Source organism: Cupriavidus sp. 8B (assembly GCF_054589115.1).
Map to the genome: position 1 here is coordinate 1 of NZ_BAAILO010000670.1, position 11,728 is coordinate 11,728.

Annotated in this window: 14 protein-coding genes and 2 pseudogenes; 7 read left to right on the plus strand and 9 right to left on the minus strand. The window is 60.4% G+C overall.

From position 1 onward, the window contains the following. Positions 1-514 precede the first annotated feature (514 nt). Positions 515-661, minus strand: coding sequence for a hypothetical protein (locus ACYP5B_RS53900; protein WP_400102795.1), 147 nt, complete (start codon positions 659-661; stop codon positions 515-517). A gap of 571 nt (positions 662-1,232) precedes the next feature. Between ACYP5B_RS53900 and ACYP5B_RS53905 the strand changes: the two genes are divergently transcribed. Both ACYP5B_RS53905 and ACYP5B_RS53910 read left to right on the plus strand, forming a co-directional pair. Beyond that, on the plus strand, positions 1,233-1,532 hold the full coding sequence (locus ACYP5B_RS53905) for a hypothetical protein (protein WP_459575717.1): 300 nt from the start codon (positions 1,233-1,235) through the stop codon (positions 1,530-1,532). Positions 1,533-1,703: 171 nt separating this feature from the next. Then, the gene (locus tag ACYP5B_RS53910) at positions 1,704-1,853 is read left to right on the plus strand and encodes a hypothetical protein (RefSeq protein WP_267603533.1); all 150 of its coding nucleotides are present in this window, start codon (positions 1,704-1,706) and stop codon (positions 1,851-1,853) included. Positions 1,854-2,398: 545 nt separating this feature from the next. On the opposite strand, the gene dusA is transcribed toward ACYP5B_RS53910, so the two are convergent. Then, the gene (gene dusA, locus ACYP5B_RS53915) at positions 2,399-3,436 is read right to left on the minus strand and encodes a tRNA dihydrouridine(20/20a) synthase DusA (RefSeq protein WP_459575718.1); all 1,038 of its coding nucleotides are present in this window, start codon (positions 3,434-3,436) and stop codon (positions 2,399-2,401) included. A 102-nt stretch (positions 3,437-3,538) separates the two neighbouring features. Here dusA and ACYP5B_RS53920 point away from each other — a divergent pair, with 102 nt between their 5' ends. After that, positions 3,539-3,904: a hypothetical protein gene (locus ACYP5B_RS53920; RefSeq protein WP_459575731.1), complete on the plus strand. Its 366-nt coding sequence runs from the start codon at positions 3,539-3,541 to the stop codon at positions 3,902-3,904. A gap of 43 nt (positions 3,905-3,947) precedes the next feature. Here ACYP5B_RS53920 and ACYP5B_RS53925 read toward each other — a convergent pair. The 4 genes and pseudogenes from ACYP5B_RS53925 to ACYP5B_RS53940 form a co-directional block, all read right to left on the minus strand. Continuing rightward, positions 3,948-4,280 (minus strand): annotated as a pseudogene (locus tag ACYP5B_RS53925) (Na/Pi cotransporter family protein); the annotation flags it as partial. Between the two features lie 64 nt (positions 4,281-4,344). After that, the gene (locus ACYP5B_RS53930) at positions 4,345-4,698 is read right to left on the minus strand and encodes a hypothetical protein (protein ID WP_459575720.1); all 354 of its coding nucleotides are present in this window, start codon (positions 4,696-4,698) and stop codon (positions 4,345-4,347) included. Positions 4,699-5,383: 685 nt separating this feature from the next. Next, complete coding sequence (locus ACYP5B_RS53935; RefSeq protein WP_459575722.1) at positions 5,384-5,578, minus strand: hypothetical protein; 195 nt, start codon at positions 5,576-5,578, stop codon at positions 5,384-5,386. 332 nt (positions 5,579-5,910) lie between these two features. Then, positions 5,911-6,402 (minus strand): annotated as a pseudogene (locus tag ACYP5B_RS53940) (DNA adenine methylase); the annotation flags it as partial. Between ACYP5B_RS53940 and ACYP5B_RS53945 the strand changes: the two are divergent. From ACYP5B_RS53945 to ACYP5B_RS53955, 3 genes are all read left to right on the plus strand, one after another. Further along, complete coding sequence (locus ACYP5B_RS53945; protein ID WP_459575730.1) at positions 6,403-7,245, plus strand: tyrosine-type recombinase/integrase; 843 nt, start codon at positions 6,403-6,405, stop codon at positions 7,243-7,245. A gap of 3 nt (positions 7,246-7,248) precedes the next feature. After that, a complete protein-coding gene (locus tag ACYP5B_RS53950; protein ID WP_400102790.1) occupies positions 7,249-7,509 on the plus strand; it encodes a hypothetical protein in 261 nt (86 codons plus the stop codon). A gap of 106 nt (positions 7,510-7,615) precedes the next feature. Then, on the plus strand, positions 7,616-7,921 hold the full coding sequence (locus tag ACYP5B_RS53955) for a hypothetical protein (protein ID WP_400102789.1): 306 nt from the start codon (positions 7,616-7,618) through the stop codon (positions 7,919-7,921). 408 nt (positions 7,922-8,329) lie between these two features. Here the strand turns inward: ACYP5B_RS53955 and ACYP5B_RS53960 are convergent, their stop codons facing one another. From ACYP5B_RS53960 to ACYP5B_RS53970, 3 genes are all read right to left on the minus strand, one after another. Further along, positions 8,330-9,148, minus strand: a complete 819-nt coding sequence (locus ACYP5B_RS53960; RefSeq protein WP_459575723.1) for a YciI family protein — start codon at positions 9,146-9,148, stop codon at positions 8,330-8,332. A 72-nt stretch (positions 9,149-9,220) separates the two neighbouring features. Next, the gene (locus ACYP5B_RS53965; protein ID WP_459575725.1) at positions 9,221-9,811 is read right to left on the minus strand and encodes a TetR/AcrR family transcriptional regulator; all 591 of its coding nucleotides are present in this window, start codon (positions 9,809-9,811) and stop codon (positions 9,221-9,223) included. A 49-nt stretch (positions 9,812-9,860) separates the two neighbouring features. Further along, complete coding sequence (locus tag ACYP5B_RS53970) at positions 9,861-10,880, minus strand: zinc-dependent alcohol dehydrogenase family protein (RefSeq protein WP_459575727.1); 1,020 nt, start codon at positions 10,878-10,880, stop codon at positions 9,861-9,863. A gap of 536 nt (positions 10,881-11,416) precedes the next feature. On the opposite strand from ACYP5B_RS53970, the gene ACYP5B_RS53975 reads away from it, so the two are divergent. After that, the coding region (locus tag ACYP5B_RS53975; protein ID WP_459575729.1) for a LysR family transcriptional regulator at positions 11,417-11,728 on the plus strand (312 nt) is incomplete at its 3' end.

Consider the following 11,728-nt stretch of genomic DNA (forward strand, 5'->3'; position numbering starts at 1 on the left):
TCTTCAGTTTAATACCTGTGTGACCCTTCGGTTTCCCGACGGATCTCGCTCTTTCGAGCGGTCGCTCACTCTCAGAAAACTGACTGGTTACGTCCGGAGACATAACCAACATGTTTTACTGTGCGAGCACTTTATAACTTGTAAGCTAAAAGACCGAAGTCTTCCGCATCCGCTATCAAGCGCCCACACTTATCGGTTGTTTGTTTGTTAAAGAACTGGCCGCGGTTCGCTTTGCTTGCCGCGTCGCTGCTTTGTCTGCAGCAGAGAAATGAGATTATGAAGCGTGATCATCGTTTCGTCAACAGGTTTCGCAAACTTTCTTTGCTGCAGCCGGCGTCTGAACCCGCTCCGCCAACCACCCCTGCCAACCCCGCAACCCTTGTCCCGTCTGCTTTGCAGCGGTCTTTTGTGTTGCGAGGGGGCGAATAATAAGGGAGCCCCTCGGCCGTGGCAAGCGTTTTCTTGCATGCATTTTCCGAGAAGAATAAAGTTGATCATGATCAACTTTCACAGATCATCCCTGCTCGTAGGCCTGCTTTAGCAAAGCACTGTCGAGCTTACGCATCTTGAGCATCGCCTCCATGACCCGGGCTGACTTGCCCGCATCCTTGTCCCGCAGCAGCGCGCCGAGGATCGAAGGAAAGCCCGTGGCACGACCCATGCGGGCTCGCTTCACGCCATCTATTCACGATTTCGGCGGGCCTTGTGCCCCGAGCAGCAGAGGCACCCGAACGCCAGCAGGGCACCCAGCACAAGCACGCCAATGGCTAAGCCCTTGGCGGCACATCCCCCTGCGGAGCACTCCTCATCCAGATCACACTTTCCCATCGCCATCTCCTCAACCCCGTGCCAGGAAGATCTGACGGTTCCATGCTAGATCACCGCGAAGGGAGAACAAAGCGCACACCACGAGTCACTTGCCGCGAGGTGTGACTTGCCCGCGCACGGACCTTTGGCTGCCTCCGCAGCCTTCTAGGCGACGGCCGGCTTGCCACGCTCGGCCCCAAACATCCAGCGCAGGACCGACTGGCCCTGGCCCCGCAAAACTGCAAACAATTGCATACGCCGCCATGTGCTCTGCCAGCCGCCTCGACTCGACTTAATTCTGACTTAGAAAAGTCTCAGCTGGTTTGGGTGCAGTTTGCGCTATTTTCACAAGCATCCTTGGCATGCGCCAAGCGTCCTACCCGGGGCCCACCATAGGGCTCACAATCCAAGTGGAAAGAACACCGATGCGGTCCTTCAGTGCCAAACTCACCCTCAAGCTAGCCGCCACGCTTTGCCTGGTCGCTCTCCTGTTCGGGAGTGCATACGGGCTCTTTGGCCCCCAGGGCGGAAATGAAGCGTCGCAGGCTGCGAACGCCGGCCATACCGATACCCTGCTTTCCTTGCTGATGCATATCCTTGGCCCGATTGCCGCAATCCCCGCCTTGATCGGCATGTGGTCACATCGATTCCCTGCACTGGGCGGACTAGTCCTCGCCTGCCCGGCCATTGCGACGCTGCTGCTGCACCATTTTGTCATCGGATGAGCTAGACGTTCGATGGCGGCAAGGTAGCGCAGCCTCTTCAGCTTCTTCCCGCCCAATTTGTCCACAGGCGCTAGCCGCTGGTTTGGGCCGGTCGCCTCCGCGCAGGAACCAAACCCGGCGCTAGATACCCAATAGGGAATGCCGTTTCCGCGGCAACACCGGGAAAGAACCATGAAGCAAACGTTGTGGGGACTGCTGGCGGGGTGCGCGCTGCTGGCATTCCTTGGCGGATGCGCCAGCCAAGGCGCCGATGGCCGGGAGTCAAGTATCACCGCCTACGGCACCGTTGATGTTGGCATCTCGCGCACCGGCGAAAAATAGCGCGCAATACCTAGTAGGGCACCCACTCGATAGCGAGCGGCAACAGGCAAAAAAAAGAACCCGCAGCGCGGGTTCTTAAATTAGCGATCTCAATTGCCCTGAAGGCCCTGGTAATCTATCTGGCATTTTCCGTTCGTACTATCCGGGTAAACAGAAGTCGACTCCATGGAGTCGCAGCCACCACGATAAAAAAAGCCCGCACGAAGCGGGCTGAACAATCAGTTGAAGAAAACCCTGTATTCGAGGGCAAGCACAGTGTAAGAACTTGCGGCGCCCTGACTAATTAGGGGAATCCCTTTGCCATGGCGGGAAAGCGGCCCGGCGCGACGATCAAGTGCGCATCACAGCCCCCCGTGGCTCCCGAGCATAAAAAGGGTATTCGAAGTTAGAGGAAATATTCCAGCCGGCGCCGCGGCAAGCAATCAATATCCATTATGCTCAAGGCGCGCAAATGCGATCTATTCTCGATCAGGGGCTCCCTCCTGGCCCCGCGCGCGTACTTCCAGATAACTCCGACTCCACCTGCCAACCCTAGCGGACCTTGTTCAGGCCGCCTCGAGGGATGGCGTGCCTCCCTGCAGCAGATGCGCCCGCGCCTCTTCAAACATGGCATCGACGGCTGCGCGCGTACGCACCGCGTGCATGCGGCGCGCATCCGACAAAACCCGCCGCCAGCCGCGGCCACCGTGGATACCACGATGCAGGCCCAGCATATGGCGCGTCACCGCGCCCATATAGCCGCCCGTCTCGACGACATCCCCAATATAGCGCTGCATCGCCAGCTCAACGTCCAGCCGTGACGGCACCGGGGTCTGCGCACCATAGAAGCGCCCATCCATTTCCGCCAGCACGTAGGGCTGGTGATAGGCCTCGCGTCCAATCATGACGCCATCCACATGCGCCAGGTGCTCATCCATCTCATCGTGCGTGACGATGCCGCCATTGATCAGGATCTCGAGATGCGGGAATTCCTGCTTGAGCTGGTAAGCCACTTCGTAGCGCAGCGGCGGGATCTCGCGATTTTCCTTTGGGCTCAAACCCTTCAGGATCGCATTGCGCGCATGCACGATAAAGGTTTCGCACCCCGCATCGGCCACGGTGCCGACGAAGTCGCGAACAAAGTCGTAGTGTTCGATCGTGTCGATGCCGATGCGATGCTTGACGGTCACGGGGATCGATACCGCGTCGCGCATCGCCTTCACGCAATCCGCCACCAGCTCCGGCTCCGCCATCAGGCAAGCGCCGAACGCGCCGCGCTGCACCCGCTCGGAAGGGCAGCCGCAGTTGAGATTGACCTCCACATAGCCCCATTGCTCGCCCAGCTTCGCCGCGGCTGCCAGGTCGGCAGGCTCGCTGCCCCCGAGCTGCAGGGCCACGGGTTGCTCGGCCGCGTCGAAGTCGAGATGACGAGCCACATCGCCATGGAGCAGCGCGCCGGTAGTCACCATCTCCGTGTACAGCCACGTATGGCGGCTCAGTTGCCGGTGAAACATGCGGCAATGACGATCAGTCCAATCCATCATCGGGGCGACAGACACCCTGCGGGGCGTCGTAGCAGCCGTTTTTCCTTGTAAATCAGTCATTTATCTTCGAATCGGCTGGACCGATCCTTACCAATTACACATCACATTTACCATCATTTCTGCTACGATTGCTACGAGATTGCTACGAGCACAGGACAGAAATTGGCTTCCATCATCAAGGTAGGAGAGAAGTGGCGCGCCCAGGTAAGACGCAAGGGCCACCCCCCGATCACCCGAACCTTCGAGAGGAAGGCGCAGGCAGAACGCTGGGCTCAGCAGGTAGAAATCGACGTGCGGAACGGAGGGTTCGCCGACGATCGGAGATTGACCGAGTTTACCATCGGGGCACTAATTACGAAGTACGAGGAAGAAGTGGGAAAGCTGCGCCCTATCGGTCGCAGTAAGGCCGGTTCCCTCGACATGCTGAAGCGGCACCTCGGCGAAACCTCGCTCGCCAGATGGGGCGAGGCGGCGGTCCTCGATTACGCCAAGAAGCGGCAGAAGATGGGGGCTGGCGGCGTGATCTAGCCGGCAATAGGCCTTCTCCAAACTGTGCGTGCGCCGTGAACAGATTGCCAACCGCCAATCGCTTCGATACCAGATCGTTCGGTGCAGTCGCGTGCAGCACGGGATTGATCGCGGTGCCTAGGTTCGCACCCAACACCAGCGCAAAAGCCGTGTTGGGCGGAACCACGTTCTGCGCGCAAAGCGCCGTGACGAGCAGGACGATCGCGACGTTCGAATTTGCGGCCCATGTCAAGCCGGCCGCCAACAGAACATCGCCCAGCGGCACAGTGGAGGCGGCGCCCAGCAGCATGCGAAGATTGGGGGCATCCTCGTAATCCGTCATCAACTCGAGCAACTGGTGCAACGCGAGCAACATCAAGCCCAAGCCTATGAGCATGCGATCCAGATCGTGTCCATCGCATTCTCAAGCGCTACTCAGACCGCCGCATGGCAGCCCCGCGCTAAGCTCCGCGCCCTGGAGGACCCAATTGCAGCCAGCTTGGAAAGCGGGTATCGAACTCCTGCGGAGAGATATCGCCCAGATGCGAACATGCCTCGTTCGGCAGCGCAATGCTGAGTTCCTTGTGCCATAGAACCAGTCCTGCAAGCCGAACGACGCGGACGCGCTCTTCTCTCGGAACGGGGTACGTGGAAATATGTCCGGGAACTGCCACCAATAAAACGCGCCGGCGCAGCTCGTGAGTGAGCCATCCGGAAGAGTCGCGTCGAACCAATACCATGGCCGCAACGTGCCGATGCAAGTAAAACACTCGCAAGGCCAGAAGAATTAGAAACAGCACCGATACCCGCAACATGATGTAGCTCCGCTGTGATGCGGCTACCCCCTTAAAACTAGGACTGCCAGCCAACCCGGCAAGTGTGACCAATAGGGATCTTTTTGTATATGGGGCTTACTACTTGCAACATTCCTCCACCTCACAGGCCTGCCTAGATTGCCTCCCACACTAGGTAAGCTAATGCCGGCACCAGCAACCAGACCGCAATCGCCAAGTAGTACCGCGCACCGTGATGAGGCGGGTTGGTATGGAAGTGGTGGATCAAGGGTTTCATAAGGGGCCTCCGGCACGGTTGCGAAGCACAAAGACCTCTTTTCGAGGATAGGTCTGCCTTCAACGCGTTGCAACGCAAAGCGTATGCCATGCATCAGCCATGGCTGCGCCTCTGGGGCCAACTCGCCGCGCGGCCTGCTCTACGCCCTTGACGTCGAGGATGGCGCCTGGCTCTACGAGAATGCCCGGCAGGAAACCTGGAAAGTACCACTCCGAAGAGTTATGTTCTCTCGGACATAAATTCACTAAAATGCCGTCGGGCCGACGCGGATTCGGCCCGCATTTCCTTCTGCGCCCGCACCTTCCCGGCAGCGGGTGCTTTTTTATGAACTCCCCACGCGTAAGTCGGACTGCCCTATGGCAGCCGGTGTCGCGCGGCTGAGCACCCCCCGTCCGGCCCGATAAAGTGATGCTTTTGCAGTCTCGACCCTCAGCGTATGCGAGTGATAGCCTCAAGGACAGCACCGCCCTTGGGCGTGATGCCGGGTCGGCGCCCTGAAGCGATCTCTTCCAGGTTGACAAGTTGGTGCTCGCGGAGCGCTTCCAAGTCCGCGCGATCCAGTTCAGTGTGATCCGGAGCGCCCTGGACTAGCAGAAGGGTCGCTACTTCATGGGGGCTCAGCATCTTTGCCTCTTATATTTTTTGAACGGCAGCTGGGAAGCGTAGATTGCAACCATTGCATCGAGGCCGCTATCGCTCGGCGGCGTAGGTTGCAACCTCCTATGAGATCTTTGACCGCCAGGCGCTACCTGTTTGCGCCGGACCAATGCATTCAATACGTCCCATTCCGGATCTTCAAGCCCTTTTCCGGCTATCTAGGGAAACTCCTCGGTTTTAGATAGGCTGCGGACATTTTTTTCGTGCTCCGTTAGGAGCTGCATCCGCGTTGTGACGTTGCGCGCATCGCCGCCGCTCCTTCATGAGATGTCCGCGGATTCAACCGCGGTGCTTGATAGTCAGATCAGCCCGACTGGCTCAGCTCGTCGATCCCAGCTGTAGATGATGACCTCGCTCCTAGCCACGCCCTTGCCGCCGCCGACGGTGTACTGAATGTCCGACGTCTCGATACCAAAACCCGCAAAGATACGGCGGTCTCGGGATGGTCGTTCAGGCTGACAATCGCCTCGCCCTTGAGCTGGCGCATCACCTCCGCCATGCGCTCATATTGTTCGAGCGGGAAGTCGACGCCATAGCCCTCAGTTTCCCCAATAGGGCGGATCCAGGTAGGACAGCGTGTGTGGCCGGTCGTAACGCCGGATGCATTCCGCCCAATCAAGGTGCTCGACATAGGCATTGGCGAGCCGTAGATGGGTGGCCTACAGACTCTCCTCGAGCCGCAGGAGATTCAAGCCTGGCGGCGTAGTGGTTGCGGTGCCAAACGTTTGCCCGGCCACCTTTCCGCCGAAGCAGGCCTGCTGCAGGTAGTAGAAGCGGGCGGCGCGTTGGATGTGCGCATCATTAAGGCCCAGCCAAAACGCGAGGCCAGAATTTTCCCGGCCAACAGCGACGCGGTGAGCGCCGCTTTCACCCGGGCTGCCAAGTTTCTAGAAATTGACGACCTGCACCTGCGCGACATGCGGCACGAGGGAGCCAGCCGGCTGTTCGAGATGGGCCTGAGCATTCCGCGCGTGGCAGCCGTGACGGGGCACAGAAGCTGGCAGAGCCAGAAGCGCTACACGCACTTGCGGCATGAGGGTGACCGCTTCGCACGTTGGAAGTGGTTGGATGTGGCGGCGCCACCCAAGAATAGTCCTCTGGACCAAGACTTGGGGGGAGCCTGCGTCCCTATAGCTGCAAGATTCCAGGTTTGTGATTCCTGTCGTCATGGGTTCGAGTACCATCGGCCACCCCAAGAATTCGCTTTACAAAACATCGACTTACTTAGCCAAGTCGCTGTGCGCCTCAAAGCGGAGCTTTGTTCCCACCATATTCCAGCACTGTATATCCATACAGTTAACTCAACTACCCACACCAGCCTTAGGACGAATCCTATACTGTATATCCATACAGTAATCACAGGCCCCACGATGAAGCCCGAACCTGCCGACTGCCCCATCTGCCATGCCGCTGCTGAACGCACGCGTCAGCGCGGCGGCCGAGGATTCAAGTATTCCTGTCCCACCTGCGGCACCTATGAGGTGACATCCGCCCTGCTCGGTTGCGGCGCCCGGCCGCCAGCGTCCGCCCGTGAAGAACTGGCCCGCTTGCGTGCCTACGGCTACAAGCCACGCGTCGAGTTCCATGCTCGCGACGGAATCCGGATCGGCCCGTCCAGATCCGGCGGCGCCTGACCGATGCTGGTGATCATGGCAACGTCGATCATTCTCGAGGCGCAATTCCTGCCAGGCGATGTGGAAGAGCTGCGACTGAGTTGCCAGCTCATCGAGGTGCGCGACAACCTAGTGACGGTGCACGGCATCGAGGCGCGCCACCTGCAGCGCCTGAACTGGGTGCCGGACTTTCTGTCCTTCGAGGCCGACGGCCAGCACCTGCGATACCGAGTCGGCCGGCCCGCCGTCAAGCCGCCGCTGCGCGCCCGCTTCCCCCGGCTCTGAGCTGCCGTCCGCTGTGTACCCTCCCGACACCCCAGAGAATTGGGCCCGTGCCCTGCGCCACGCCGTTCGCGGTGGCCCGCCGGACCTTTATGCCGATCCGCTCAGGATGGCGCTCTACATCCTGGACCCCTTCGGCGCGCCAGTGCAAACCGCCGACAGCGGTGCCCATGCCACGTTCCTGACCGGCTGGTTCCGCCGCTTCGTGCTGCGCGATGACCTGCCCGACCAAGGCGCCTACGTGTGGACGTGCTTCACGCCTTGGTGCGATACCGACGAGAAACCAGTCTTCATCACGCACCTCAAGAGTCCCAGCCGGGAAGTGATCCTGCGCTCGCCAATCTGGGAGCGGGCCCAAGAGAAACATCGCCTCACCGCCGCGCGCGCCAGGGAAGTGCTGCCGAAGGTGACGTAAACCGCCGCCCCTCGACTATCCTCCCGAGACCTGGCCGGACTATGCGGCGCCGATCATCGTGGGCAATGGCGACGGCGCGCGCCAGGCGCTGGTGGGGACGTTTGGCATGGTGCCGAAGAGCCGGATCCTGCCGGGCGTGGCCAAGTACGACATCTGAGCGCCGTCTGGACTGTGTAATGCGCTCCGGTCATGATCGAATTTTGGCGCAGCAGTTGGAGTGAACCCCTCGGACTGGACCAAGGCGAGCAAATCGAATTACGCTTTCATCTGTGCGCCATTTCGGGAGCGCACCCGTGTCTTAATCCAGTACCTCACTTTTGATCCATCGCGCACTGCGGCCATAGAGTAAGCGTCAGCCCAGCTTCTTCAGCTGCCCGCGCACGTAGGCGGTGCCGGGTAGCATGCGCTTCAACGGCTCTGGATCAATCCCGCATTCAAACCGAACAACCGCCACTCCGAGAGTGCATACGTTTCGAACACACCCTCAGCGTGATATGGGTCCTTTTGTACCAGCGCCATCGCTTCATCTTTCGACCGCGCCCGATAAATGAACATTGCGCCCGAGTCGTCTGCAAAAGGACCCGCCATGACCAGCCCGCCGTTCGCCTTAATCGCCTGTGCATACGATTGGTGGGCCGCCCTCACCCGCTCGACACGCGCCGAGTCGGAAACGTATTTCACGTAACTGACGTAGAGCCGCGCGACATGCGCGTCCGATGCGACTGGCGTAGCGCCAGATGCACGAGGCTCCTTGGGCTGAGCACGCCGATCCTCCGGGACGAGCGCGGCAGCGAGCAACTCTATGTTCCTGTCGAGCACGTTCCACTCGGCCAGACGATAGTTCGCAATCGCACCTTGCTGAACGAACGGATCGCTTTGCGCCAAGGTCTCGGCTTGCTGTTTCGACGCCACCTCATATACGAGCAGGACGCCGCGGGGCCGCCCGCCATCGCCGAGCAGGGGACCGCCCATCACTAGCCGGTCGTGCTCGCGAAGCGCATCCGCGTAAACCTGATGTTCGGCTCGGGACGCGTCCACCCTGCCCCGGTCCGTAACATACGTCGCGTAGTTCACGATTGTCATTGAGCCTGAATCTCCTGCGAGGACTTCAGACAGCGTGGGAAGCGGGGATGCTGCCGTGGCCGAGGCCATGTCGGCAAGCGCGAGGCTTGCGGCGCCTGCGGCGGCGGATACGAGGAAGTGGCGGCGCGACAGATCTTGCAACACGATGTTTCCTTGAGTTTGGAGTACGGTTAATGGTTGCTTAGTGTTCGTCAATGCAGACGATAAGCTGCTGCTTTACCGCCCCTTCGATGCTTTCACCAGCATGGCATGCACCGCCTTCAATATTTCATCGGACAACGAAGGGTCGCTTTTGGCGACGGCCCGGGCGGCGGCCATAGCTCCGATTTCCGCGGCGACGATGGCCAGCCCCAGGCGGCGCCGTTCAGCCTCGGGAATCGCTTCGTCCATTACGGCCTCGAATGCGCTCGCCTTCTCCTGAAACCCTTTGGCGAACCGCGCACTGATGTCCTTTCCGTGCCGCCCGATTTCGCTCGCCGACGCCGTCATTGGACAACTCATGCCCGGTTCGTCGCGGTTGAGCGGCGAAAGCAGATAGTCGAGATACCCCGACACGCTGCGCTTGCGGCGCGTTCCCTCGCCCCGGAATGCTTCGCGGCTCAGCGCCAGGGCCTGCGTAAAGGCTTCCGTCGCCAGATCGTCCTTCGAGCGAAAATGTGCGTACAGCGCCCCGTGCGTCAGCCCGGCTTCACGCGCGATTTCCGCGACGCCCACGCCATCGATGCCTCGTTCGCGAAACAGCCGGCTGGCCGTGGCCAGCAGCACTTCGCGGTTTTCATCGGATTGCTCGCGTTTTACATACACCATGGTCTTCTCCAAAAACGGGTACTGCGCATAACGGCGACACAGGCGAAGCTCAGCCCTGCGCGAACGCCAGCAACGGTTTGGCGTCTTCTCCGGCGCGCTCCGCGGCCGTGAAGGCTTCGCGTGCGTCATCGACGTGGTAGCGGCGCGCCGCCGGCGGCTTCATGCGACCCTCGGCTATAAGATCGAGCAGACTGCGCAACATCCGGCTGCCTTCACTTACCCCCTGGCGTGCGAGCCATGAGTAGATGAACCAGCCGCGCACCTCGGCACTTGAGTAGACCAGCGCCGGGGCGAACACCGGCATCTCGAAGGCTGCCGGGTCGGACTGGCGGTGCGACGACAGGGCTCCATAGACGAGCAGGCGTCCGTTCTGGGCCAACTGACGCGCAAGCGTGGCGCCGGTGCGGCCGGCAACGCAGTCGATCGCCCTCACGATGCCATTGCCACCGGTGGCCTTCTTCAGTTGCTCGGGCCAGCTTTCGTCCGCGGTGCACAGCACGATGTCACCGCCGAGTTCCCGGATTTCGGCGACCTGCTCTTCACGGCGTACCAGGTTGATGGTGCGGAATCCCTGCGCTTTCGCGATCTGCAGAACGAAGCGACCGACCGTCGAGCCGGCCGCGCTCTGGACAAGCCAGTCGCCGCGTCCAAGCTGGTGCTCCACCATTGTCATTGCCCATGCCGTCATCGGGTTGATCAGGGCCTGTGCGGCGTCCTCGTCGGAGACCGCCGCCGGTACAGTTATCGCGCGGTCGGCCGGACTGATGACTAGCTCTCGCCAGGTCCCGGGCACATCCAGCAAGACGACGCGCTCTCCGACCCGCGTGCGCGGCACGTCGCTGCCCACGGCGTCGATGATTCCGACGCCCTCGGACCCGGGCGAAGCGGGCAGTTTTGGCTGACGCTGAGGGGCGAAACGTCCACGGATGATGTGCAAGTCGGACGGGTGCACGGGCGCCAGGAGCATCCTCACGCGGACTTCCGTTGGCCCAGGCATGGGTTCGGGCAAATCACGCAAGCGGACTACTGCCGACGGTTCGCCGTTGTGTTCGATGACCAGGGCCTTCATGTGCTTTCTCCTTCGCTCGAGTAGCGGTGTTAGCTACTGTGTCAAACATGGCAAGGTCTTCCAACTTTAATTGCGACTGCAATCAAGGCTATACGTCGAACTATCGACTGTCAAGTTGGATTGCGAGAATCACGGTTATCTTGCCGGCGGAGCGGCGGGCGCGATGCTTGGCTGGCTTGGCTACCGCTGGGCACAGCATCTTTGGTCGCTTGCCGGCCATCTACGGTCGTTCCCCATCGCCCTGAAATGAGCGCTCGAACATCCCTTCCACTTCGACAAGAGACCTTCGAAGAACTATGGTCGTCGTCGCGACATCGGCCTTGGCCGACGCTCAGTTCGGACGCATCTGACAACATGAACGCGTCCTGACCTGCTTTAGCTACCAGTGTGCACACAGGATGTCAGAGCGCCGTAAGAGTAATATCTCTGCTGAGGGATAGGCATCAATAAGGCGCTTGCAATCCAGGTCGTGCCTTGCGAAGGCGCGGCCCCAACGCGAAAGCGCTCGCGGTTCAGCTACTCATCGAGTACCCCGAATGGACCTGAATCTGATCACGTTGTTTATTGAGATTGTAGAGTGTCACGGCTTGGCCGCAGCCGCGCGCAAGCTCAATATGTCCAAGTCAAACATCAGCCAGAGACTCAAGGTTCTCGAGCGTGAAACAGGAGCGCAACTTGTTCGGAGATCGGCGCGCAGTTTCGAGCTGACCGAAGCGGGTCAGGTGCTCTACGCCAGCGGACGGCGTATGCTAGACGATCTGGATAACGCCCGTGCATCCATCGACATGCTTGGGCACACGCTGACGGGGCGGATTCGCATCAGCGTACCCACCGGCATTGGCAGATTA

What these genes read in the sequence shown, in the direction of transcription:
- ACYP5B_RS53900 (WP_400102795.1), bottom strand. Translation starts at nt 661, where the DNA reads ATGGGTCGTGCCACGGGCTTTCCTTCGATCCTCGGCGCGCTGCTGCGG.
- ACYP5B_RS53905 (WP_459575717.1), top strand. Translation starts at nt 1,233, where the DNA reads ATGCGGTCCTTCAGTGCCAAACTCACCCTCAAGCTAGCCGCCACGCTT.
- ACYP5B_RS53910 (WP_267603533.1), top strand. Translation starts at nt 1,704, where the DNA reads ATGAAGCAAACGTTGTGGGGACTGCTGGCGGGGTGCGCGCTGCTGGCA.
- dusA (WP_459575718.1), bottom strand. Translation starts at nt 3,436, where the DNA reads ATGACTGATTTACAAGGAAAAACGGCTGCTACGACGCCCCGCAGGGTG.
- ACYP5B_RS53930 (WP_459575720.1), bottom strand. Translation starts at nt 4,698, where the DNA reads ATGTTGCGGGTATCGGTGCTGTTTCTAATTCTTCTGGCCTTGCGAGTG.
- ACYP5B_RS53935 (WP_459575722.1), bottom strand. Translation starts at nt 5,578, where the DNA reads ATGCTGAGCCCCCATGAAGTAGCGACCCTTCTGCTAGTCCAGGGCGCT.
- ACYP5B_RS53950 (WP_400102790.1), top strand. Translation starts at nt 7,249, where the DNA reads ATGCTGGTGATCATGGCAACGTCGATCATTCTCGAGGCGCAATTCCTG.
- ACYP5B_RS53955 (WP_400102789.1), top strand. Translation starts at nt 7,616, where the DNA reads ATGGCGCTCTACATCCTGGACCCCTTCGGCGCGCCAGTGCAAACCGCC.
- ACYP5B_RS53965 (WP_459575725.1), bottom strand. Translation starts at nt 9,811, where the DNA reads ATGGTGTATGTAAAACGCGAGCAATCCGATGAAAACCGCGAAGTGCTG.
- ACYP5B_RS53970 (WP_459575727.1), bottom strand. Translation starts at nt 10,880, where the DNA reads ATGAAGGCCCTGGTCATCGAACACAACGGCGAACCGTCGGCAGTAGTC.